Origin of the sequence: Streptomyces naganishii JCM 4654 (assembly GCF_014650575.1) — a bacterium.
Taxonomy (GTDB): domain Bacteria; phylum Actinomycetota; class Actinomycetes; order Streptomycetales; family Streptomycetaceae; genus Streptomyces; species Streptomyces naganishii.
On sequence record NZ_BMVF01000005.1, the window covers coordinates 254,557 to 278,082 of the forward strand.

Annotated in this window: 14 protein-coding genes and 1 pseudogene; 11 read left to right on the forward strand and 4 right to left on the reverse strand. The window is 74.1% G+C overall.

Annotated elements, in window-relative coordinates; translation table 11 throughout:
* The first annotated feature begins 133 nt into the window (after window positions 1–133).
* Complete coding sequence (locus tag IE217_RS11385; RefSeq protein ID WP_190177877.1) at window positions 134–5,839, forward strand: ATP-binding cassette domain-containing protein; 5,706 nt, start codon at window positions 134–136, stop codon at window positions 5,837–5,839.
* 10 nt (window positions 5,840–5,849) lie between these two features.
* Here IE217_RS11385 and IE217_RS11390 read toward each other — a convergent pair whose 3' ends face one another.
* Window positions 5,850–6,275 (reverse strand): hypothetical protein, encoded by a 426-nt coding sequence (locus tag IE217_RS11390; protein ID WP_190177666.1) that lies wholly within the window; start codon window positions 6,273–6,275, stop codon window positions 5,850–5,852.
* Between the two features lie 249 nt (window positions 6,276–6,524).
* On the opposite strand from IE217_RS11390, the gene IE217_RS11395 reads away from it, so the two are divergent.
* From IE217_RS11395 to IE217_RS11430, 8 genes are all read left to right on the forward strand, one after another.
* Window positions 6,525–8,057 (forward strand): VMAP-C domain-containing protein, encoded by a 1,533-nt coding sequence (locus tag IE217_RS11395; protein ID WP_190177667.1) that lies wholly within the window; start codon window positions 6,525–6,527, stop codon window positions 8,055–8,057.
* A gap of 7 nt (window positions 8,058–8,064) precedes the next feature.
* The gene (locus IE217_RS11400; protein WP_190177668.1) at window positions 8,065–9,534 is read left to right on the forward strand and encodes an SAV_2336 N-terminal domain-related protein; all 1,470 of its coding nucleotides are present in this window, start codon (window positions 8,065–8,067) and stop codon (window positions 9,532–9,534) included.
* A 271-nt stretch (window positions 9,535–9,805) separates the two neighbouring features.
* Window positions 9,806–12,892 (forward strand): FAD-binding and (Fe-S)-binding domain-containing protein, encoded by a 3,087-nt coding sequence (locus tag IE217_RS11405; protein WP_190177669.1) that lies wholly within the window; start codon window positions 9,806–9,808, stop codon window positions 12,890–12,892.
* A gap of 39 nt (window positions 12,893–12,931) precedes the next feature.
* The gene (locus IE217_RS11410) at window positions 12,932–14,755 is read left to right on the forward strand and encodes a thiamine pyrophosphate-requiring protein (protein WP_190177670.1); all 1,824 of its coding nucleotides are present in this window, start codon (window positions 12,932–12,934) and stop codon (window positions 14,753–14,755) included.
* A 76-nt stretch (window positions 14,756–14,831) separates the two neighbouring features.
* Window positions 14,832–16,610, forward strand: a complete 1,779-nt coding sequence (locus IE217_RS11415) for a glycoside hydrolase family 15 protein (protein WP_190177671.1) — start codon at window positions 14,832–14,834, stop codon at window positions 16,608–16,610.
* A gap of 3 nt (window positions 16,611–16,613) precedes the next feature.
* A complete protein-coding gene (locus IE217_RS11420; RefSeq protein ID WP_190177672.1) occupies window positions 16,614–17,630 on the forward strand; it encodes an SDR family oxidoreductase in 1,017 nt (338 codons plus the stop codon).
* Between the two features lie 22 nt (window positions 17,631–17,652).
* Window positions 17,653–17,916 (forward strand): hypothetical protein, encoded by a 264-nt coding sequence (locus tag IE217_RS11425; protein ID WP_190177673.1) that lies wholly within the window; start codon window positions 17,653–17,655, stop codon window positions 17,914–17,916.
* Between the two features lie 529 nt (window positions 17,917–18,445).
* The gene (locus tag IE217_RS11430) at window positions 18,446–18,928 is read left to right on the forward strand and encodes a MarR family winged helix-turn-helix transcriptional regulator (protein WP_190177856.1); all 483 of its coding nucleotides are present in this window, start codon (window positions 18,446–18,448) and stop codon (window positions 18,926–18,928) included.
* Window positions 18,929–18,940: 12 nt separating this feature from the next.
* Here IE217_RS11430 and IE217_RS11435 read toward each other — a convergent pair whose 3' ends face one another.
* A complete protein-coding gene (locus tag IE217_RS11435; protein ID WP_190177674.1) occupies window positions 18,941–19,834 on the reverse strand; it encodes an aminoglycoside phosphotransferase family protein in 894 nt (297 codons plus the stop codon).
* Window positions 19,835–20,022: 188 nt separating this feature from the next.
* On the opposite strand from IE217_RS11435, the gene IE217_RS11440 reads away from it, so the two are divergent.
* Entirely contained in the window at window positions 20,023–20,388 is a 366-nt protein-coding gene (locus IE217_RS11440) for a cupin domain-containing protein (RefSeq protein WP_190177675.1), read from the forward strand.
* A gap of 219 nt (window positions 20,389–20,607) precedes the next feature.
* Here IE217_RS11440 and IE217_RS11445 read toward each other — a convergent pair whose 3' ends face one another.
* Window positions 20,608–21,987: a vWA domain-containing protein gene (locus tag IE217_RS11445; protein WP_190177857.1), complete on the reverse strand. Its 1,380-nt coding sequence runs from the start codon at window positions 21,985–21,987 to the stop codon at window positions 20,608–20,610.
* A 71-nt stretch (window positions 21,988–22,058) separates the two neighbouring features.
* Window positions 22,059–22,916 (reverse strand): AAA family ATPase, encoded by an 858-nt coding sequence (locus IE217_RS11450; protein ID WP_190177676.1) that lies wholly within the window; start codon window positions 22,914–22,916, stop codon window positions 22,059–22,061.
* Window positions 22,917–23,010: 94 nt separating this feature from the next.
* On the opposite strand from IE217_RS11450, the pseudogene IE217_RS11455 reads away from it, so the two are divergent.
* A pseudogene (locus IE217_RS11455) lies at window positions 23,011–23,517 on the forward strand (TetR/AcrR family transcriptional regulator); the annotation flags it as partial.
* Between the last annotated feature and the right edge of the window lie 9 nt (window positions 23,518–23,526).

A 23,526-nucleotide genomic window follows, 5' to 3' on the forward strand; every position in this document is an offset into this window, starting at 1 on the left:
TACCCCGCGGGGGCCCGGCTGCGGGGGGACCGCGCGGGATGCGTCTTCCGGAGCGGCAACCTGCTCGCCGCCTCGCAGCGCGCTCGAACAACTTCCGGCCGCCGCGGCCGTGGCCGGCCGCTCGCCGCGGCGGATGCGCGGGCGGGCCGAGGAACTGCTGACCGAGGCCGGTTCCGCGCACCGGCTGCGGCACCGCGCCGACGAGCCGTCGCGCGGGGAGCGGCAGCGGATCGCCGTCGCGCGGGCGTCGCTGCTCGAACCGGAGGTGCTGCTCGTGGACGAGCCCACCACCGCGGTGGACCGCGAGCGGGCCGCCGGCCTCGTGCGCCTCATCGCCTCGGCCACGCGCCGCCACGGCTGCGTCACCGTCGTCGCCACCCAGGACCCGGTGGTCGGGGCGGCTGCCGACCACGTCGTCGACATGGTCGGCCCTCCACTCTGCCGCGGCCGTCGCCGGTCCGGCGACCGCCTGACTCCGATCCGGACCGGGAGCCGTCAGGCGCCCGTCCCGCTGCGGTCGGCCCCGGTCAGATCTCGTGGCGGATCGCGCGTGAGTGGTCAGGTTCGAAGCGGACTCGGCCATCTGTGTGCACGCGGGGGTGCGGCGTCCGTGCGGAGGGGGTCGTGGGGCCCTCCGCGTCGCTACACTCTCGCCAGTTACATCGGCATCCGCGAACGCCGGCAAGGGTGTGGGGCGTTCAACGGTGCGACGGGGGTGCCCATGGGCTGGCAGGTGACGTTCGCGCCGGACTGCGGGATCGCGAAGGCCGACGAGGACGACATCAAGGACGCGCTGCTGGACGTGGCGGTCGGCAGTACCACCGACGAGGCCGCCTGCGGACGTGAGGGCGCCTGGCCCGAACACGTCCGCAAGGTCACCGTGCTGCGCAGGCTCGCGGGCGGCCGCAGCGGCTCGGAGGTCCTGGAAATCGAGGTGGCCCGGGGCGGCTCGGCCTCCTTGCAGGTCGCCAAGCTCATGCGGCACCAGGACGCCGTGGAGGAGTGGGAGGCGTACCGGCAGCTGTCGGCCTCGCTCGACGCCACCCTGTTCGTGCCGATCGTCGCGGTGGGCAACGGGGTGCGCAACCCTGGACTCGGCACCGACTTCAACCGCCACGCCGTCGTCTACGCCCATGTCCGCGACCGCGACAACGACCCGAGCGGACCCGTGCGTTCGCTTCAGGACGTCTGGCTGGACGCGCTCGGCGACCAGCGGCGGTGCGACGAGGCCGCCGCCGTCGTCGCCGGACTCATGCAGACCCTCACCCGCAAGCTGTTCCGCGAGAGCACCTCGCGGGACGGCGACCTGACCGACGAGAACCGCCGGCTGGGCTGCGACCTGTCCCTCACCGTGGACGACATCGAGGAACCGCCCGAGGGGCTGGTCCTGCTCGTCGACGGCAACCCCGACGAGACCGACCTGTGCAGCGACGTGCTGACCTCGGCCCGTCTGCTGCGCTCCTCCACCTCGCCGCCGGGCAGCGCACGCTCCCTGGCCGCCGGCGGCCGCACCCGGCTCCGGCTCGACGAGGTCCAGGTCGACGGGGCCACGGTCACCGGCCGGTTCAAGTCCACCAAGGTGCGGGTCGCGCTCACCGGGCGGGCCGCGCCCGGCGGCCGGCCCGCCCGCGACATCAAGCCCGGCACGGCGGTGGACGTCTACGGGCGGGTCGCCTCCGTACGCGCGGGGGAGTGGTCGGACCTGCTCACCGCCGCCTTCGCCGACGACGGCGGGTTACGCGAGGGGCCCGACAGCCTCGAGTACCAGGGAGTGCGCACCGACCATCCCTTGCGCCGCCTCTACGACACCCTGGAGAGCGCGTCGGCCCCCCGCACCCGCTCCGCCGTGCACGGCGACCTCAATCCGCGCAACGTGCTGTTCTGCGGCCCCAACCCGTACCTGATCGACTTCGCCTCGTTCCGCAAGGACGCCTACTCCCTGACAGATCCGGCCTGGATGGAGGTGTGCGTCCTGCGCGACTGCGTGGCCGGCCGCCTGACCTGGCCGCAACTGGTGCGTCTGCAAAGCTACTTGGGCCTGCTCACCGTCGTACTCCCGTTCTGGGGCACGCGTGCCGCCGACCGCGCCGCGCAAGACCTCGCGGACCGCCACCGCGACACCGCACCCGAACTCGGCCGGTGCCTGGCCCTGTTGTGGGCGCTGCGGCGCGGGGTGTGGCAGTGGGTGCCAGAGAGCGACCGGGCGGCCTTTCCCGAGCACTACTTCCAGCACCTGCTGCTCGCCGCCTGCCGCACCTTCAAGTGGCGGGCGGACGAGGACGACCATCCGCGCGTGATCGCCGCCGCGGCGGCGGCCGCGGTCGCGTCCGAGTGCCTCGCGCCGCGCCGCGCCGACCTGTTCGCCCGCTGGGGCGAGCAGGAGATGCGGGCCGCCTGCGAAGTGCTGCTCACCCACGGCGACGGCAACGACTGGGAGAGCGGCGACCTGGTCTCCGTGGCCGTGCTCGCCGCGGGCCGGACGGGCAACCAGGACCGGATCGCCGGGTGGCGGCGGTCGGTCGCCCGGTACCTGGCGGACGGGCCGCTGACCGGGATAGTCCAGGTGCTCAGGCGCTGCTGCCAGGACGCCGAGTGCGACGACCCCGGGTGCGCGGGAAAGCCCGGGGCCGACTTCGTCTACATCCCGCTGGAGGGCCACGCCCTCGCGCCGGGCGAGCCGTTCGTGCAGCAGGGGCAGGGCGCGCTGTCGGTCGCCTCCCGCGACTGCCTGGAACTGCTCGCCGAGCAGGAGGCCGTCGTCCTGCTCGGCGAGTCCGGCTCCGGAACCACCGTGGTGGCACGGCAGTTGCGCAGGATGCTGCTGTCCCCACGCTCCCCGGGCACCGGGCGGCCCGCCGGCGAACACGACCACGACGGCGTGTCCCGTGGCGTGTCCGCGGGCGACGGTGAGGACGGGTGCGCAGGCGCCCGCGGACTGCTGCCCCTGTCGGTCAGCGCACCCCAGCTGAGCCACGTGCTGTCCGCGCGCTCGCCGGCCGCCGCGGTGCTGCTCGAGGTCTGCGGGCTGCGCAGTCTGCTCTCCGAGGAGCGGCTGGCCCGGCTCATGGACCTGGGCCTGGTCCACCTGACCGTGGACGCCCTGCACAAGGTCGACCCGCGGCTGCGCGGTCAGGTGCTGGACTGGCTCAAGGAACTGCGCACCGAGGCGCCGCACGTACGGGTCGTGGTCTGCCAGCGCGCCCACAACTACGACCCCGGCCAGCTGGGCTGGCCCGCCGTCGCCCTGCACAAGGTGCGCGAGCAGCCCGCCCGGCGCTTCCTGGCCGAGGTGCTGCGCCTGCTCGCGCCCCAGGACTGGCAGCCCAAGCTGGAACAGCTCAAGGAGCGGCTGTTCGACGACCCCGGAACCGCCGCGCTGCGCGACCTGGCCGGCAAGCCGCAGTTCCTGTGGATGCTCGTACGGCACTACGCCCGCACCGGCGACATACCCGCCAACCCCGGTGTGCTGGCCCGCAAGTACCTCCTCAGGCAGTTGGAGTCGAGCAACCACTCCAGCGAGGTCGAACGCAAGCTGCGGCTGCTGCGGGAACTCGTCACCCGGCTCGGCGACTCCGGCGCGCTCAGCCGCGACGAGGCCCTGCGCGTCATCGCCGACCACGACACCGGCGACGCCGAACTCACTCTGGCCGCACTGCTGTCGACCAGCGTCATCAACGAGGAGTCGTCCCGCGTCACCTTCTGCAACCCCCTCGTGCAGGCCTACTGCGCCGCCTCGGTGCTCCAGCAGTACGAGCCGGACGAGGTCGACGAGGTCACCGTCCGCATCCTGCGGCACGCCTGGCGCGACGCCGCCCAGATGCTCGTCGCCGACCCCGGCACCGACCCCGCGGTCGTGGCCGCCGTCGTCGAACAGGGCGCCTCGGCCAACCCGTTGTACGGGGCGATGCTGCTCCAGGCGGCGCCCGAGAACGCGGTGGAGACCACCCGCGAGGACTTCCTCGGCCGCCAGCGGGCCGTACTGCACTCCCCGCACAGCGGGCTGCCGGCCTGGCGCCGCTCCGCCTACGCCCTGGCACGCTACGGCTCCCAGCCCGCGCTGGAGGTCCTGGCGACCGCCGCCGTGCAACGCGACGGCGCGCCGGAGGCCGTCGCAGCGGCCCTGGACGGGCTGGTGATGATGCACCAGTGGTTCGTGCCCGGCGCCACCGCCGATCTGCGCGAGGTGCTGGTCCGGCTCCTCGACCCGCCCACCGACCGGCGCACCGACCCCCGGGTGGTCGCGCGCGCCCTGCGCTGCGTCCAGGTCACGGGCCTCGGCGGCCTCGTCGCCCACGTCCTGGCCCGCGTGACCCCCAATGCGCCCTGGCCGGTGGTCTCCCAGGCCTGGGAGACCCTCAGGCAGCTGAGGGTCCAGCCGACCAGGGCCCTGCGCCGCACCTACGGCGACGCCTGCGCCGCCCGGCTGGCCGAGATCGACGAGACGCTGCGCTCGACGGCCCGCACCGACGACGCGGTCGACCTCAACGACGAGCGGATGGCACTGCTGGAACTGCTGGCCGTAGAGGGCCGCATCGAGACACTGCTGGGCTACCGCTTCCGCATGGGCCTGGCCGAGCATCCGCGCTGGCGCCGGCTGCTGTGCACGGCCGCCCGCGCACAGCAGTCGCAGTCCCCGGCCAACGTCCTGGCCGACGCCGTGCTCGACGAGCACGAACCGGGCGTACGGCCGCCGGGCCAGGAGCGTTGGCGGCGGCTGCTCACCCGGGAGAACGAGCAGCTCGCGGTCATCGCCGGGCACCACATCCTCGCCGAGGGGCTGCGCCTGGACGTGGGCGACCTCGAGGCCATCCTCGTCCGGCAGACGCCCGCCAAGCTGTCCCTGGTCGCCGCCGCCGTCTCCTGTCTGCCGCCCGACCAGGACCCGGCCGCCCTCGAACCGCTCCTGGAGCGGTTCCTGGAGCGGCCGGGCGCCGAGTACGTGGACGCGGTCGCCAGCTTCGTCACCGCCGTCGTCGCCCTGGACCAGGGCACCGGACTGCGGCTGGCCATGCGCGTGCAGGACGCCCTCGCCAAGGCGGGACTCGTCCGCGAGGCGCTCAACTGGCCCTGGGCGATGACCTGGCGGCGCGTCCTGCCGCCACGCGCCGAGATGCGCTTCTTCATGCGGGAGCAGGAGTTCGACAGCCACACCCGGATCTGCCTGCTGGGCAGCGCCGACGTCCTGCTCGACGCCCCCTGGGTGCAGCCGGCCGCGCTCACCCCGCAGGAGCAGCGCGAGCTGATGCGGCTGCGCCCCACGAGCCCGCACGGAGTGGTCGCCCACCAGTTCGTGCTGATGGCCGCCAGCGCCGGACTCCACCAGGCGCTGCCGTTCGCCCGTGAGGTAGCCGAGAGTGAGCACAACATCCGCACGGTGATCACCCACTCGCACGGGCAGTACGGGCAGATCGAGGTCACCCTGGCCGCGCACGCGGTCACCGCGATCGGCTACCTGGGGCGGCTCGCCCTGATGGAGGACTCCCTGGCGCTGGACGCGGAGGAGGCGGAGAGCACCCTGCGCGGCATGGCCCGCGACACCCTCTCCATGCACCCCAGCATGGAGAGGGCCCGCCTGATCGGGCTCGGCTACTGGGGCCACTGGGACGAACTGCTCACCGCGACGGAGGGCGGGGACCCCATCCTGCTGGCGGCCGCGCGCAACCTGGTCGGCCAGTGGCTGCCCGGCCCCCGGCAGCGCAGGAGCGACGGCTACTTCGCCGTGATCGCCCGCTCCATCACCCGAAGACTCCAGGGCGGCTCCTACGGCGCCGCCGCGCAGGCCACGCTCACCGACATCCGCGACGGCATCGAAGACAGGCTGGGACGCTATGTGCTCTGACCGCGCCGCCTCAAAGGCCCATCTCCCGCTTCGCCGCCGCCACCACCCTGCGCCGGGCGAGCGCGGCCTCCTCGAGCGCCTGTTCCCGCCCGGCGCCCGGCGGCGCCTCCTGCACGGCGCGCTGACGCCGCAGCAGCTCCTGGCCCGCCTCCAGCACCTGCGCCGAGGCGAGCAGACGCAGGCGCGTGAGCCGGCTGCGCATCTCGGCGTAGTGCTCCTCGGCCCGCGCGCCGGGACCCGGCTGGTCCCCGGACAGCGCCTTCATGGCGTCGGAGTGCGCCCAACTCGCCTCCAGGAAGCCGACGAACGCGTCGGTGAGTGCGTCCCGTGCCCACGTCCGCTGCTCACGGCGCCCGCCCACCACTGTGGTCACCACCAAGGTGGCCATGCTCGTCACAGCAGCCGCCCAGGCCGCCCACTGACTCGGATCCCCCACGGACCCATTGTGACCGCCAGGGGTGAACCGAAGGAGGGCGGTTGGACGTATTGGTCCTGCACAAGCCGAAGTCGTGCGGGAAATGTCCTTGGCCGCGGACGGCCGGCGGGTGGACAGTCATGTCGGGAACGCGGCATGCCGGAACGCTCGTGCCGCCGGGCCGGCGGGTTCGCAGGGGGGCGCGCTCATGGGGGCAAATAGTCCGAACGGTCCGCTGGCCGCACACGTCACCGCACCCTGCTGCGACAGATGGCCGACGTCCTCAACCGCTCGCCGCGGTTCGCCACCCCCTCCAGCCGCCGGGACCTGGTGAGCTACCTGGTCCGGGCCCTCGAACAGCCCTTCACGGCGCGGGAGAAGGCGCCCGCGCGCTCCTTCGACCACTTCACCCACATCGTCACCGAGTGCACCGCGCACAGCGAGGGCACCGACGCCCTCGCCGAGGCCGTGGCCTCGCTCGACGGAGACCGGCGCACCGCGCTCGAAATGCGCCAGCTGTCCGACAAGTGGACGGCGCAGGAGCAACTTGCCCCGGAGGACCTGGTGTTACTCGACTGCCTGCTCGGCCAGGTCGGCGAGGAGCACGACGTGCAGGCCATCGCACTCGCCAGCCTCCAGCCGGTCCCGGCGCCCCTGCCCGACCACTGCACCGACGCCCGCAGCGCCCTGCTCTACCTGCTGCGCCGCAACGCGCTGCCGGACGGTCTTCCGCCGTTCCTGGCGTTCCTGGAGTTCCTCGCCGCCTCCGCCGGGGAGCCGCTGGCCTCGCCGCTGCGGGAGTGGACCGAGCGGCGGGCCCGCAGCCGCGAGCTGTGGCCGGCTCTCGAGTCGTGCCGGGCGCGCGCCGACGGCACCCTGGTCACCGCCGCCCGCGAACGGCGCATGATGCTCGTACTGCTGCCGGACGGCCTCGACGACGACTACTACGCCCTGCGCGTGTGGCACCAGGACGACGCCCCGCACCCCGCGCCCGCGCTGCGCGACAACGACGCCCGGGTCCGCGAGGCCGACCTGGAGCGGGCCATCCGCGGCAAGGTGCGCGAGACGTCCCAGGGGCACGACAAGAACGCGGCCCTCACCGTCGAGTTCTGGCTGCCCCTGTCCCTGATCAACCTGCCGGTCGCCGAGTGGTGCGCGCCGCGCGAGCCCGGCGCCCCGGACGACGTACGGGTGGTGGTGCGCAGCCTGGACCGTATGCGGGCCTCCGGCTCCCAGCACTCCTGGCGCGAGCGCTGGTCGCGGATGGTGGACACCGCGGAGAAGGTCGGCGGCGGGGACGTCACGTGCCCGGTACGCCTCGGCCGGGACCGGGACCGGCTCGGGGGACCCTCGGGATCTCCCGAGCCGGTCCCGCTCCCGGAGTGGTCCGAGGTGCGCCCCGACCTGCCCCTGGTGCTGTCCGCGCCGCCCGACTGCGCGGAGGGCCGGGGCCAGTTGATGCGGGCCATCACCACCGGTGTCCCCGTCGTGCTGTGGCACCGCCACGACTGCACCTCCCGCGAGTTTCGCGACACCGTGGACGTGCTGCTGAGCCGCGGCCCCGTCTCGACCCTGCCCGAGCGCATCCGCGCGATGCGGCTGGCCTGCGAGGACGGCGGACTGCCCACGGAGGTGGTGCGCGGGCTCACCCTGATGTGGGACGACCCCAACCGCTCGCTGCCCGTGCTCAGCCCGCTCGTCGCGCCGGACGAGGTGCCCTCCCCGCCGCTGTTCCACCCCCACGGGGCCACGGGGGACACGGTGTCCGGCCCGTCCGCCCGCCTGCCCCACCGGACGAGGTAGCGGCCCCGTGACCACACCCGACGCCGACGCCAGGGCGTGGCTGATCACCGCCGCCCCCGCTCCGACCGTGCCGCCCGCCTGGCGGCCTGCCGGCCAGGGAGCGGGCCGGCACGAGCCCGTCTTCGCCGAGGCCCCGCCCGGCTGGCCCGGCCCGCTGCCCACCCCGGCGGCGGAGACCTCGGCCGCCGCCCTGCACACGCTGATCCGCCTGTGGCCCGACGCCGCCGGGGCCGTCGAGCAGGCCGCCGACGCCTACACCGTCCCGGACCGCCCGCCCGGCCCGCAGGGGCGGCTCGCCACCGCCGCCGCCCAGTGGGAACTGGTCCTGGTCGTCGACACCGGGGTGTCCATGGCCGCGTGGTACCCGACCGTGAACGCCTTCGCCGCGTGCGTGCGCGACCTGCCGCTGTTCAGCGAGGTGCACGTCGTCAAGCTGCGTACGCACCGGTCCGCCACGCCCGACGGACTCTTCGACCGGGACCGGCTCGGCGCCATCGGGCTGGGCGAGAGCACCGAGGGCACCCGCAAGATGGTGCTGATCCTCACCGACGGAGTCGGCGCCGCATGGAAGCGGCGGCTGCTCTGGCCCGACCTGCGCCGCTGGGCCGGCTGCCACACCGTGGCGATCCTGAACGTGCTGCCGCACTACAACTGGCACCTGTCCGGCATCCACACCCGTTCCCTGCGGCTGCGAACCTCGCACCCCGGCTGCGCCAACCGCGCGCTGCTCGCCGAGCCGTCCGACTCGCCGTCCCTGCCCGGGGAGGCCGGCCCCGAGCAGTGCGCCAGCCTGTTCATTCCGGTGCTGGAGATACGCAAACGGTGGCTGGACCAGTGGGCGCGGCTGCTGATGTCCCGGCGGCTGCCGGTGCGCCAGCACGTGCTGGAGATCCCCGAGGAGGGCGACGTGGGGACGCGGGTCGCGGCGCCGGCCGGCGCGGGGGAGCTGGACACCGACCCCGACCGGCGCATCGCCACCTTCCGCACGGCCGCCTCGGAGAACTCCTTCGCGCTCGCGGTGCTGCTGGCCGCCGCGCCGCTGAACCGGCACGTGATGCAGCTGATCGCCGTGGAGCTGATGCCGGAGGCCGACGCCGGCGACCTCGCCGCCATCCTGACCAGCGGCCTGATCACGACGGTCGACGACGTGCCGGACCACCACGACCCGTTCGACGCGGTCACCTTCGACTTCCTGCCGGGCGTCCGGCAGCGGCTGCTGTCCCTGGGCGAGACCCTGAAGACCCGGAAGGTCGCCAAGCTGCTCGACACCCACCTCGGCCCGCTCGTCCCGGCGATGCGGGGCATCGACCGCCGGATGCGCTCTCCGGACCCGGCCTCTACGCCGCCGCCCACCAGGGCCACCCACCACTACTCCCGCGTCGAGCTGGCCCTTCTCACGGCCCTCTCCGGTGACTCGCACCCCCACAGGGAGACAGCCCAGGCCCTCCAGTGCCGCCTCGCGGAACTCCTTCCGTAGCCGCGGGGCACCCCGCTCACCCGAACAGCTCAGCGTCCCGCACCCGCCCCCGTGACCCGTGCGGTGGCGATGCCGCCGTGCCGGGCGGGGCGGGCGGGGCCGCCGTGAGGGCGGCGCAAGATCCACCCGGTCGACGGCGGGGGCGTACGACGGGCGGGTGAAAAGGCACCCTTGCACACTGCAAGGGCGGGTACCCGGAGGGCGGCGCGGCGGGAGTAGCGCGTGCGCGCCCCAAGACGTCCTGCATGGTCCAGGAAGGCGGTTGCCCCTGATGAGTCGCACACCCCTCGACGCCCCCGCGGTGGACGTGGCCGCGCTGGAGGCGGCGCTGCGCGAGGCCGTGGACGGCGAGGTCCGGTTCGACGCCGGCAGCAGAGGTGCGTACGTCACGGACGGCTCCAACTACCGGCAGGTGCCGATCGGCGTGGTCGTGCCGCGCAACGTCGAGGCGGGGGCGCGCGCGGTCGAGGTGTGCGCGCGGTTCGGCGCCCCCGTGCTCTCGCGCGGCGGCGGCACGAGCCTCGCGGGCCAGACGACCAACACCGCCGTGGTGATCGACTGGACCAAGTACTGCCACGCCCTGATCTCCGTCGACCCCGACGCCCGTACGTGCGTCGTGGAGCCGGGGATCGTCCTGGACCAGCTCAACGAGCGGCTGTCCGACCACAGGCTCCAGTTCGGCCCGAAGCCCTCCACGCACAGCCACTGCGCGCTCGGCGGAATGATCGGGAACAACTCCTGCGGCGCGTCCGCGCAGGCCTACGGCAAGACCGTCGACAACGTGCGCCGCCTGGAGGTCATGACGTACGACGGGCTGCGCATGTGGGTCGGGCCGACCTCGGAGGCCGAGCGGGCGCGCATCGCCGCCGAGGGCGGGCGCAAGGCCGAGATCTACGCGGGCCTGGAGCGCATCGCCGGCGAGTACATGGCCGACATCCGGCGCGGCTTCCCCCAGATCCCCCGCCGGGTCTCCGGCTACAACCTCGACTCGCTGCTGCCGGAGAACGGCTTCGACGTGGCCCGCGCCCTGGTCGGCAGCGAGGGCACCCTGGTCACCGTCCTGCGCGCGGAACTCGACCTGGTGCCGGTCCCCGCGTACCAGTCGCTGCTGGTGCTCGGCTACGAGGACATCGCCGCCGCCGGTGACGACGTCTCCCGTCTGCTGGAGCACTGCTCGCCCACCCAGCTGGAGGCGCTGGACGACCGGATGGCGCAGCTGATGCGCGAGGAGGGCGCCTACCTGGACTCGCTGGCCGTCCTGCCTCGGGGCGGCAGCTGGCTGATGGTGCAGTTCGCCGGGGACAGCCAGGAGGAGGTCGACGAGCAGGCGCACGCCCTGCTGCGCTCCCTCGGCCGCGACGAGAAGGACCCGGACGTGGCCTTCTCCGACAACCCCGAGCGCGAGCAGAAGATGCTCAAGGCCCGCGAGGCCGGCCTCGGCGTCACCGCGCGGCCGCCGGACGGCCGCGAGACCTGGGAGGGCTGGGAGGACTCCGCCGTCCCGCCGGAACGGCTCGGCGACTACCTGCGCGACCTGAGGAAGCTGTTCGAGGAGTTCGACTACGACCACCCGTCCCTGTACGGCCACTTCGGACAGGGCTGCGTGCACACCCGTATCCCCTTCGGCCTGAAGACCGCCGACGGCGTCGCCCACTTCCGCCGCTTCGTGGAACGCGCGGCCGACCTCGTCGCCTCCTACGGCGGCTCCCTGTCCGGCGAGCACGGCGACGGCCAGTCCCGGGGCGAGCTGCTGACCCGGATGTTCGGCGAGCGGCTGGTCACGGCGTTCGGCGAGCTGAAGGCGCTGTTCGACCCCGGCAACCGGATGAACCCCGGCAAGGTCGTCGACCCCAACCCCGTCGACGGGCAACTGCGTCTGGGCTCCGCCTGGCGCCCGGCCACGCCGGAGACCCACTTCGGCTATCCCGAGGACGAGCACTCCTTCACCCGCGCGGTGATGCGCTGTGTCGGCATCGGCAACTGCCGCAGCCACGAGGGCGGCGTGATGTGCCCCTCGTACCGGGCCACCATGGAGGAGGAGCACTCCACCCGCGGCCGCGCGCGGCTGCTGTTCGAGATGCTCGGCGGCCACCAGGACTCCGTGATCACCGACGGCTGGCGCTCCACCGAGGTCAAGGACGCGCTCGACCTGTGCCTGGCCTGCAAGGGCTGCAAGTCGGACTGCCCGGTCAACGTCGACATGGCGACGTACAAGGCCGAGTTCCTCTCGCACCACTACGAGGGCCGGCTGCGGCCCGCCGCGCACTACTCCCTGGGCTGGCTCCCGCTGTGGGCCCGCCTGTCGCGGATCGCACCGTCCCTGGTCAACACCGTGCTGCGGGCGCCCGGTCTCGCCCGCGCGGGCAAGCTGCTCGCCGGGGTGGCCGAGGAGCGGCAGCCGCCGGTGTTCGCCGGGCAGTCCTTCGTGCAGTGGTGGCAGGAGCAGGGCGGCGAGCAGCCCGACCCGGCCGATCCGCGCACCGTCGTCCTGTGGCCCGACACCTTCAGCACCTACTTCCACCCGTCCATCGCGATCTCGGCCGTACGGGTCCTGCGCGACGCCGGGTTCAAGGTGGCGGTGCCCACCGAACCGGTGTGCTGCGGCCTGACCTGGATCTCCACCGGGCAGCTGACCGTCGCCCAGAAGGCGCTGCGGCGCACCCTGGACGTGCTGCGGCCCTACCTCGACGCGGGCACCCCGATCATCGGCCTGGAGCCGTCCTGCACGGCCGTGTTCCGCTCCGACGCGAGCGAGCTGATGCCCGCCGACCAGGACGTCCAGCGGCTCGCCGGACAGGTCCGCACCTTCGCCGAGCAACTGGTGCACCACGCCCCCGAAGGCTGGCAGCCGCCGGCGCTGGCCCGGCAGGCGACCGTGCAGACCCACTGCCACCAGCACGCGATCATGAAGTTCGACGCCGACCGCGAACTGCTGCGCCGCGCCCACCTGGACGCCGACGTCCTCGACGAAGGCTGCTGCGGCCTGGCCGGCAACTTCGGCTTCGAACGCGGCCACCACGACGTGTCCATGGCGGTCGCCGAACAGGGCGTCCTGCCCGCCGTGCGGGCCGCCGCCCCCGACAGCCTCGTCCTCGCCGACGGCTTCAGCTGCCGCACCCAGATCGAACAGGGCGGCACCGGCCGCCGGGCCCTGCACCTGGCCGAGGCGCTCGCCCTCGGCCTGGACGGGAACCTGCCCAGCCGGCAGCCCGAACGCCTGGCGAAGCGGCCCGCCCCGCCCTCCCGCGCGGCCCGGTGGGCGGCCACCGCGGCCGCCGCCGGCGCCGCGGCCCTCACCGCGACGGCCGCGACCGCCGTCGGCCGCGGTGCCCTGCGGCACCTGCGCCGGCAGCCCTGACCCGCCCCTCGTACGCAACCCCCCGAAAGGTCTTCGAACATGTCGATGAAGGTCTCCGACCACGTACTCGAGCGTCTGCGCGACTGGGGTGTGGACCACGTCTTCGCCTACCCCGGCGACGGCATCAACGGCCTGCTCGCCGCCTGGGGCCGCGCCGACGACAACCCCCGCTTCATCCAGGCCCGGCACGAGGAGATGGCCGCCTTCGAGGCCGTCGGCTACGCCAAGTTCTCCGGCAAGGTCGGCGTCTGCGCGGCCACCTCCGGGCCCGGCGCCATCCACCTGCTCAACGGCCTGTACGACGCCAAGCTCGACCACGTCCCGGTCGTCGCCATCGTCGGGCAGACCAACCGCAGCGCCATGGGCGGCTCCTACCAGCAGGAGGTGGACCTGCTCAGCCTCTACAAGGACGTCGCCTCCGACTTCTGCGAGATGGTCACCGTCCCCGAGCAGCTGCCCAACGTCATCGACCGCGCGATGCGCACCGCGATGGCCCGCCGCTCGGTGTGCGCCGTGATCATCCCCGCCGACGTGCAGGAACTCGACTACTCGCCGCCCGGGCACGCCTTCAAGATGGTTCCCTCCAGCCTGGGCATGCCGCACTACGCGCCGGTGCCCTCCGACGACGACCTCGCCCGCGCCGCCGAGGTGCTGAACTCCGGCGAGAAGGTCGCCATCCTCGCCGGGCAGGGCGCCCGCGGAGCCCGGCAGGAGGTCATGGCGGTCGCCGACCGGCTCGGCGCGGGCGTCGCCAAGGCCCTGCTCGGCAAGGACGCCCTCGACGACGACCTGCCCTACGTCACCGGCTCCATCGGCCTGCTCGGCACCCGGCCGTCGTACGAGCTGATGATGGAGTGCGACACCCTCCTGGTCATCGGGTCGTCCTTCCCGTACACCCAGTTCCTGCCGGAGTTCGGGCAGGCGCGCGCGGTGCAGATCGACATCGACCCGCACATGGTCGGCATGCGCTACCCCTTCGAGGTCAACCTCGTCGGCGACGCCCGCGAGACGCTGACCCGGCTGCTGCCGCTGCTCCAGGGCGCCAAGGACAGCGGCTGGCGCGAGAAGATCGAGAGCGGTGTCGCCCGCTGGTGGGAGGTCATGCAGCGGCGCGCCGCCGTCGACGCCGACCCGATCAACCCCGAGTACGTCGCGCACGCCCTGAACGACCTGCTGCCCGACAACGTCATCCTCGCCTCCGACTCCGGCTCCGCCGCCAACTGGTACGCGCGCCACCTCAAGCTGCGCGGCGCCATGCGCGGCTCCCTCTCCGGCACCCTCGCCACCATGGGGCCCGGGGTGCCGTACGTCATCGGCGCGAAGTTCGCGCACGGCGACCGCCCGGCGATCGCGCTGGTCGGCGACGGCGCGATGCAGATGAACGGCCTGGCCGAGCTGATCACCATCGGCAAGTACTGGCGGGAGTGGGAGGACCCGCGCCTGATCGTGGCCGTGCTGAACAACCAGGACCTCAACCAGGTCACCTGGGAGATGCGCGCCATGGCCGGCGCCCCGCAGTTCCTGCCCTCCCAGTCCATCCCCGACGTCGCCTACGCCGACTTCGCCCGCTCGGTCGGCCTGAACGGCATGCGGATCGAGAAGCCCGGCGACGTCCAGGGCGCCTGGGAGGCCGCCCTCGGCAGCGACCGGCCCTGCGTGCTCGACTTCGTCACCGACCCCGCCGTGCCGCCCATCCCGCCGCACGCCACGCTCGACCAGATCGAGGCCGCCGCGACCTCGATCCTCAAGGGCGACAGCGACCGCGCCGGAATGGTCCGCCAGGGCTTCAAGGCGAAGGTGCAGGAGTTCCTGCCCGGCACCCGGCACCGCGAGGACCGGCCGGGCGCGCGCGACGACCAGTGACCGTCCACCGCGACCCCGTCCCCGCCGCGGGCGACCCCGGTCCCGCCCGCGGCTGAACCAGCAGGAGGCAGTACTGATGAGCACCACGCCGTCCTTCCCGCCGCACGCGCTGCACGACTACGCGCTGCTGGCCGACGGGGAGCGCGGCGCACTGATCGGACCCGACGGCGCCGTCAACTGGCTGTGCGCGCCCACCTGGCACGACGACGCCGTCTTCGCCTCCCTCATCGGCGGCGCGGGCGTCTACGCCGTGACCCCGCGCGGCCGGTGGGTGCCCGGCGGCTACTACGAGGAGAGCAGCCTCGTCTGGCGCAGCCGCTGGATCACCACCGACGGCGTCATCGAGTGCCGCGAGGCACTCGCCCTGCCCGCCGAACGCAACCGGCTGGTCCTGCTGCGGCAGGTGAAGGCCGTGGACGGCACGGCGCACCTGCGGGTCGTCCTCGACCCGCACGCCGACTACGGCCGCGCCCCGCTCACCTCCACGCACCGCGACGACGACGGCGTGTGGCACCTGAACACCGGCCGCCACCGGCTGCGCTGGCAGGGCGCCGCGTCCGCGACCGTACGCGCCGAGGGCCTGACCGCCGACATCGTCCTCGAACCCGGCGAGAGCCACGACCTCGTCCTGGAGTGCTCCGACTCACCGCTGCCGCACACTCCGCCGATGGCCACGCGGGCCTGGGCCGCCACCGAGCAGGCCTGGCGCCGGAAAGTGCCCGAGCTGGAACAGACCGTCGCCCCGCGCGACGCCAGACGCGCCTACGCCCTGCTCAGCGGGCTGACCACGCACGGCGGCGGCATGGTCGCCGCGGCCACCACCAGCCTGCCCGAACGCGCCGAGGCCGGACGCAACTACGACTACCGGTACGTGTGGATCCGCGACCAGAGCTACGCCGGGCAGGCCGCGGCCGCCGTCGGCGCGCCCGAACTCCTCGACGCCGCCGTCCGGTTCGTCGGCGCACGCCTGCTCGACAACGGCCCCGGCCTCGCCCCCGCCTACACCGTGCACGGCACCCCCGTACCCGATCAGCGCGAACTCGACCTGCCCGGCTACCCCGGCGGCTTCAGCCGGATCGGCAACCACGTCGAGAAGCAGTTCCAGCTGGACTGCTTCGGCGAGGCCCTGCTGCTGTTCGCCGCCGCCGAACGCCAGGACCGGCTGGACGGCGAGGGCTGGAAGGCCGCCGAGATCGCGGTGCGGTCCGTCGCCGAGCGGTGGCGCGAACCCGACGCCGGCATCTGGGAACTCGACGACAGGGTCTGGACGCACAGCCGCCTCACCTGCGTGGCCGGACTGCGCGCCCTCGCCGAGGCGGCGCCGGGCCGCCCCCTCGCCGGCACCTGCACGGACCTGGCCGGCCGGATCCTCGCCGACACCTCCGTCACCAGCGTGCATCCCGACGGGCACTGGCAGCGCACCCCCGACGACCCCAAGGTCGACGCGGCCCTGCTGCTGCCCTCGCTGCGCGGCGCCCTGGCCGCCGACGACCCGCGCGTCCGCGCCACCCTCGCCGCCTGCCGCGAACGGCTGACCCAGGACCACTTCGTCTACCGCTTCCGCCACGACGACCGGCCCCTGGAGGAGGCCGAGGGCGCGTTCCTGCTGTGCGGCTTCCTCATGGCGCTGGCCGAGCACGAGCAGGGAAACACCGCCGAGGCGTTCCGCTGGTTCGAGCGCAACCGCGGCGCGTGCGGCGCGTCGGGGCTGTACGCGGAGGAGTTCGACATCGCCCAGCGCCAGTTGCGCGGCAACCTCCCGCAGGCGTTCGTCCACGCGCTGCTGCTGGAGACCGCCGCCCGTCTCGCCCAGGACCCCGGGCCGCACCGCGCGCGCGGCCGAGGAAGGAGCTGACCCATGGCCCAGACCGTCGTCATCACCGGTGCGAGCGCCGGCATCGGACGCGCCACCGCACGCCTGTACGGCGGACGCCGTGCCGACGTCGTCCTCGTCGCCCGCGGCCGCGCGGGCCTGGACGCCGCCGCGAAGGAGATCGAGTCGCTCGGCGGGCGGGCGCTGGTCCACGAGGCCGACGTGGCCGACCCGGACCAGGTGGAAGCCGCCGCCGCGGCCGCCGAGGAGCACTTCGGGCCCGTCGACGTGTGGATCAACTGCGCGTTCAGCAGCGTCTTCGCGCCCTTCGAGGAGATCTCGCCCGAGGAGTACCGGCGGGCGACCGAGGTGACCTACCTCGGATTCGTCAACGGCACCCGCTCCGCGCTCAAGCGGATGCTCCCCCGCGACCGGGGCACGATCGTGCAGGTCGGCTCCGCGCTGGGGGAGCGGTCGGTGCCCCTTCAGTCGGTGTACTGCGGGGCCAAGCACGCCATCAACGGCTTCACCTCCTCGCTGCGCACCGAACTGCTGCACCGCGGCAGCGGCGTCCACGTCACGGTCGCCCAGATGCCGGCCGTCAACACCCCGCAGTTCTCGTGGGTGACGAGCCGGCTGTCCAGGCACCCGCAGCCCGTCCCGCCCATCTACCAGCCGGAGGTCGCCGCCCGCGGTGTCGTGCACGCCGCCGACCACCCCCGGCGCAAGCAGTACTACATCGGCGCCACCACCGTGGCGACCATCTGGGCCAACCGCTTCTTCCCGGCCCTGCTCGACCGCTACCTGGCCCGCACCGGCTACGACTCCCAGCAGACCGACCAGCGGCCCCCGACCGGCGACAGCAACCTGTTCGAACCGGTCGACGCGGCCACGGGCACCGACCACGGCGCCCACGGCATCTTCGACGACGCCTCGCACGGCAGTTCCCTGGAGGCGGTGCTGGCCCGTCACCCGGCCGCCGTCGCCTCCGCCGTGGCCTCCGCGGTAGGGGTGGGCGTCGCCGCCACCGCCAGGGCCGCGCTCAGCCGGCGCGGCCGGTGATCCACCGCACCAGGAGCACCGCATGACCGCACACGACCGCCCACGCTCCCTGCTCGACGAGGCCACCGCCATCGTGGCCACCGTGGGCGGGGTGACCCTCGACCGGGCCCGGGCCGTGCTGCGCGCGATGTCCGCGCACACGCACATCAAGGAGCAGCACGTCGCCGCACTCGTCGTCGAGTGGGCGGTCAGCGGACGGCTTCCGGCCGAACTGCGGGGGGAACTCAGGGCCCAGCTCGGCGGCGGGCACACCGCACCCGGGCAGGCCCGGTCGGCGGCTCCCTGAGACCGCTCCCCACGGCGCCGGGCCACCGCCCGGGAGGGCCGCCTCGTCCGGCGCCGTTGTCCTCTGCAATGATTCTCCGCGCGTGATCGCCTCCGCCGGCCGGGCGGAGCGGCGGAAGGGGGACACCATGGCACAGCACGACACCCATCTCGAGACCCCCGACGACGAGACCGCCGCCCACGCGAACTCCGGCGACGAGCCCGCCGCCCCCGAGGCCCGCGACAGCGAGCACGCCCACCGCGTGGCCCCCGGCGACCGCGTGGCCCGCGAGGACGAGCCCGGCGGCCGCGAGGCGCGCGGCGACGAGTCTGGCGGCCGCGTGGCCCCAGGCGGCGAGCCCGGCGGCTCCGAGGAGCGCGAGGACGAGCCCGCCGCCCCCGAGGCCCGCGATAGCGAGCATGCCCACCGCGTGGCCCCCGGCGGCTGCCAGGCCCGCGAGGACGAGCCGGGCGGCCGCGAGGCTCCCGGCGGTGGGACCGCCGACCGTGAAGACCTCGACCGCGAGGTCGAGGAGCTGGGCGTGGCCGTCATGGCGACCTCCCGCCTCTTCGTCGCCATCTCCGCCCGCGCCCTCGCCTCCACGGCCGAGTCGCTCACCCTGCCCCAACTGCGCGCACTGGTCGTGCTCGACACCTGCGGGCCGGTCAAACTGGTCGCCCTGGCCGCCACCCTCGGCGTCAACCCGTCCACCGCGCTGCGCATGGTGGGACGCCTGGAGGGGCTCGGCCTGGTCGACCGCAGGACCAACCCGGACAACCGCCGCGAGGTCGTGCTGAGCCTGACCTCCGAGGGACACGACCTGGTCACCAGGGTGCTCGCACACCGCCGCGCCGAGATCCGCAAGCTGGTCCAGCGGCTGCCCGCCGAGGAGCGCGCGGCCCTGATCCCGGCCCTGCGCGCCCTGACGACGACGGCGGGCGAGATGGCCGTGGAGGCCTACGACAGCGCCCGCGCCGTACGCGGGATCGTGGACGACCCGCTGGACGCGGCGGTCTCTCCCACGGACACGTAGTCCCGGTTCCGGTCAGTCACGGCCGGCGAGGAGCCGGGCGAGGACCCTCCGGGCGGTGCCGGCCATGAAGGGATTGGCCGTGCGGTAGTGGCGCAGTTCGGCCAGCGCCACGGACAGGGCCCACCCGCGTCCCCGCGCCCAGGCGGCCGCGTCGGCGCCGAGCGCGTCCCGGAACACCTCACGCGCACCGGACGGCAGCACGTACCAGGCCGGGAGGAGGTCGACCGCCGCGTCCCCGAGGCCCAGGCATCCGAAGTCGATCACGGCGCCGAGCCGTCCGTCCGCCACGAGCAGGTTCCCGGGCTGCAGATCGGCGTGGATCCAGACCGGCGGACCGCTGGGCGCGGGAGCGCTCAGGGCCTCGGTCCAGACGGCGGTGGCCGCGCCCGCGTCCACCTCCCCGCGCAGCGCGGCGATGTCCTCACGGGTCGTGGCATCGCGCGCCGCGAGGGGTTCGCAGCGGTACGAGGGCGGCCCGCCCCTGGGGTCGGCGCGGTGCAGCGCGGTGACGAACGCGGCGAGGTCGCGGGCGAGCGCCTCCGGGTCGGTGACGTTCCCTGGCACGGCGATCGCGCCGTCCAGCCACCGGTAGACCGACCAGGGCCAAGGGCAGCCGGGGCCGGGTGCGCCGAGGCCCAGCGGCACGGGCACGGCCACCGGCAGGGCGGGCGCGAGCCGGGGCAGCCAGCGGTGCTCCTTCTCCACGTCGCCCGCGGCGCCGGAAGTGCGGGGGAGCCGTACCACCATGTCCTCGCCGAGCCGGTACATCACGTTGGAGGTGCCGGCACCCGGGCCCACCGGGACGACGGCAAGCCCCGACCACGCCGGGAACTGCTCGGCGACCAGCCGGCGCACGAGCCCGGTGCCGAACCGTGGCTCGCCGGTACCGAGGGTGTCGGCGCACATGGTGATCATCGAACGGCGTCGGCCGCGGGGGCGTCAACTCCTTATCGGGCGGCCGAATGGCGAGTCCCGCGTGCCGGGGGGAGGATGAGGGCGTGGGGCTCGGCCCCCGCCGGTACCCCGTGCGCAGGTGCGGGAGACGGAGACCGGCCCCGGCCGCAGGGATCACGGCCGGAAGGGAGAACACCGTCATGCTGGAAGTGAAGACGGTCGAGAAGCCGGACGAGCGGCGCGACTTCCCGCGGGGCCACCTCGAAGCCGTCCACCTCACCGGGCTCGACTTCGCCGTGGGCACCTTCGAACCGGGCTGGCGCTGGTCGGAGTCGGTCGGCCCGATCGCCGGCACGAAGAGCTGCCAGATCCACCACAACGGTTACGTGGTGCAGGGACGTATGCACCTCGTCATGGACGACGGCGGCGAGGCCGAGGTCGGTCCCGGTGACGTCTTCGTCTGCGCCCCCGGGCACGACGCCTGGGTGGTGGGCGACGAGCAGGTCGTCGTGTACGACTTCGCCGGCATCATGGCCCAGGAGTACGCCAAGCCCGCGCAGGGCTGAACGGGCACGGCACCCGCGCGCCCGACTCAGTCCTCAGCTCTTGGAAACCGGTCGGTCCACTGTGGTCGCGTCCGCAGGAAGCCGGTCGGTTTCCTCTGTGCCGCTGCCCACGACCCCAGGACCGTCACGCATACGGACGCGGTGCCGCCGGCCCCGGAGGTGAGCGCACCCCATCCTCGCGGCGGGCGACCGCACCGGGCGCGTGACCGCGCCGCCCGGTCACACCGGCAGCAACCGCGAGACGATCGCGCCCAGTTGGCGGGCGTTGCGGCACTCGTGCATCCCGACCTCCCCGGCGTAGTGGGGCGCGGCCGAGTCGCCCGTGCCCCACTGGGCGCGCGGCTCCGGGTTCAGCCAGTACACCCGGCGCGCCCGCCCGGCGATCTCCCGCAGCGCGGGCAGGTTCGGGTCGGCCATGTTGGTGCGCGCGTCACCGAGCACGAACACCGTCGTGCGGGGGCCGACCGCGTCGGCGTACCGCTCGGCGAACTCGCCCAGCGCCACGCCGTAGTCGCTGCTGCCGTGCCAGCCGGTCAGCCGGGCCTCCTCCTGGATGCGCGCGCCCAGACCCTCCGGGTCGGCCGTGCCGTGCCGCAGCAGCCCGGTCACCTCGTCGATCCGGTTGACGAAGGCGAACACGCGCACCTTGCCGAACTGGTCGTGCAGCGCCTGCACCAGCAGCATGGTGAAGTCGGAGAAGCCCGCGACCGAGCCCGACACGTCGCACAGCAGCACCAGTTCGGGCCGCACCGGCCGCCGTCGGCGCAGCACCGGCTTCACCGGAACCCCGCCGGTGGACAGCGAGCCGCGCAGGGTGCGGCGCAGATCGATCGAGCCCCGGGCCGCCCGGCGGCGGCGCGCGGCCAGCCGGGTGGCCAGCTTGCGGGCCAACGGCCGTACCGTACGGCGCAGTTCGGCCACCCGGTCCCGGCCCGCGTAGAGGAAGTCGACCCGGTCGGCGGTGGGCGCCACCGCCCGCCGCGCGATCTCCTCCCGCCCGCGCCGCTCGGCGACCCGGCGCCGCGCCTCGGCTCCCACCTGCCGGCGGAAGAGCTCGATGCGGCGCCGGATCTCGTCGTCGAGGAGCCGCTCGGTGAACTCCTCCCGCATGCCCTCGCCGCCGCCCGTGCCGCCCCCGGCCCGCACGCTCTCCCGCACCCGCGCCAGCAGCGTCTGCGGACGCAGCCGCTCCAGCGTCTGGTGCGCCGACCAGCCGTCCGACCCGGGCGAACTCCCGTATCCGCCGAAGCCGTCGACCGCCTCGACGGCCAACTGGCCGATCAGCGCGGTGTCGTTGGCGGCCAGGGCCCGCGCCAGCCGGTCGCGCAGGTCCTCGCGGCCGGCGGCCGGACCCTCGGGGGCGCCGACCGTGCGCGGGAAGTACAGGTCGAAGACCTGGTCGAACACCGCGCGCTGGCCGGGGCCGTGCAGCAGGGTGGCGGCCAGGCCCTCGCGCAGCAGCTCGCGATCGCCGAGGCCGAGCGCCTCGACGGCCCGGGCCGCGTCCACGCTCTCTCCGGTGCCGATCCGGACGCCGTGCCCGCGCAGGGCGCCGGTGAACCCCGCCAGCCGCCCGGCGACGCCGGCCGCGCCGGCCACGGGTTCCGTGCCGGCCACGGATTCCGGAGCGGCCACGGATCCCGGGGCGGACGCGGGTCCCGCGGCGGCGCTCACACGGCGTCCAGGTCGAGCTTGGCGGCCGCCTTGAGCACGTCCTCCTGGTGCTTGAGGAGGACGCCCAGGGTGTCGCGGACGACGTCCTCGCCGAGCGTGCCCGCGCCCAGCGCGAGCAGTGTGCGCGCCCAGTCGATGGTCTCGGCGACCGAGGGCACCTTGCGCAGGTCCATCGCGCGCAGCGCGCCGACCACCCGCACCACGGAGGCGGCCAGCGCCTCGTCGAGCCCCGGCACCTTCAGGCGCAGGATCCGCCGCTCCAGTTCCTCGTCGGGGAAGCCGATGTGCAGGAACAGGCAGCGGCGGCGCAGCGCCTCCGACAACTCGCGGGTGGCGTTGGAGGTGAGGACCACGAAGGGGCGCCGGGTCGCGGTGATGGTGCCCAGCTCGGGCACGGTCACCTGGAAGTCGCCGAGCACCTCCAGGAGCAGGCCCTCGATCTCGACGTCCGCCTTGTCGGTCTCGTCGATCAGCAGCACCTTCGCGTCGTCGCCGCGGATCGCCGTGAGCAGCGGGCGGGTCAGCAGGAACTCCTCGCTGAAGATGTCCGTCCGGGTCTCGTCCCAGCCCTGGTCGCGTCCCGCGCTGATGCGCAGCAGCTGCTTGGCGTGGTTCCACTCGTACAGCGCCCGGGACTCGTCCACGCCCTCGTAGCACTGCAACCGGACCAGCCGGGCCCCGGCGACCTCGGCCACCGCCTTGGCCAGCTCCGTCTTGCCGACCCCGGCGGGTCCCTCGATCAGCAGCGGCTTGCCGAGGCGGTCGGCGAGGAAGACGGTCGTGGCGACCGCGGGCGAGGCGAGGTAGCCGGTCTCGGCCAGGCGGGCGGAGACATCCTCGACGGACGTGAACAACGGGGCCTCCAGCGTGGCGTGGGCGGATGCGGTCTCCAGGATGCGCGTTCACCTATCTAAGCGCTTGTTCAGCGGGTCTGTCACGGAGTAAACCCGCGACGGCGTCTTCGTCGGCGCCGAGGCGCTGTGCCGGGCGGCCGGCGTCTCCAAGCGGTCGATGTACCAGCTCTTCGGCAGCAAGGACGAGATGCTCGCCGCGAGCCTGGAGCGTCGGCCGCCCGGTTACGAGGCCGGGCTCAGCCCCGGCCCCGGCGAGGCCGCCACCCCCCGCGAGCGGATCCTGTACGTCTTCGAGCGGCTGGCCAGGGCCTCCGCCGAGCCCGGCTACCACGGCTGCCCCTACCTCGCCGCGCTCGTCGAGCTGAAGGACCCCGGGCACGCGGCGAGCCGGGTGGCCCGCGACGCCAAGGAACGCCTGAAGGAGGCGTTCCGCGCCCAGGCCGAGCTGGGCGGGGCCCGCGATTCCGGACTCCTCGCCCGTCAGCTGATGCTGGTCTTCGACGGCGCCTCCGCCCGCAGCGGCGCGGGCGTGGAGAGCCTCGACGACGGCCTGGCGACATCCACCGCGACGACCCTGCTGGACGCCGCGGGCGTCGGCTGACCCGCACCG

Excerpts from the sequence above, each read along its gene's own strand:
- IE217_RS11385 (WP_190177877.1), top strand. The coding sequence starts at position 134 with ATGCGCGGGCGGGCCGAGGAACTGCTGACCGAGGCCGGTTCCGCGCAC.
- IE217_RS11425 (WP_190177673.1), top strand. The coding sequence starts at position 17,653 with ATGACCGCACACGACCGCCCACGCTCCCTGCTCGACGAGGCCACCGCC.
- IE217_RS11430 (WP_190177856.1), top strand. The coding sequence starts at position 18,446 with ATGGCGACCTCCCGCCTCTTCGTCGCCATCTCCGCCCGCGCCCTCGCC.
- IE217_RS11440 (WP_190177675.1), top strand. The coding sequence starts at position 20,023 with ATGCTGGAAGTGAAGACGGTCGAGAAGCCGGACGAGCGGCGCGACTTC.
- IE217_RS11410 (WP_190177670.1), top strand. The coding sequence starts at position 12,932 with ATGTCGATGAAGGTCTCCGACCACGTACTCGAGCGTCTGCGCGACTGG.
- IE217_RS11420 (WP_190177672.1), top strand. The coding sequence starts at position 16,614 with ATGGCCCAGACCGTCGTCATCACCGGTGCGAGCGCCGGCATCGGACGC.
- IE217_RS11405 (WP_190177669.1), top strand. The coding sequence starts at position 9,806 with ATGAGTCGCACACCCCTCGACGCCCCCGCGGTGGACGTGGCCGCGCTG.
- IE217_RS11415 (WP_190177671.1), top strand. The coding sequence starts at position 14,832 with ATGAGCACCACGCCGTCCTTCCCGCCGCACGCGCTGCACGACTACGCG.
- IE217_RS11435 (WP_190177674.1), bottom strand. The coding sequence starts at position 19,834 with ATGTGCGCCGACACCCTCGGTACCGGCGAGCCACGGTTCGGCACCGGG.
- IE217_RS11395 (WP_190177667.1), top strand. The coding sequence starts at position 6,525 with ATGGCCGACGTCCTCAACCGCTCGCCGCGGTTCGCCACCCCCTCCAGC.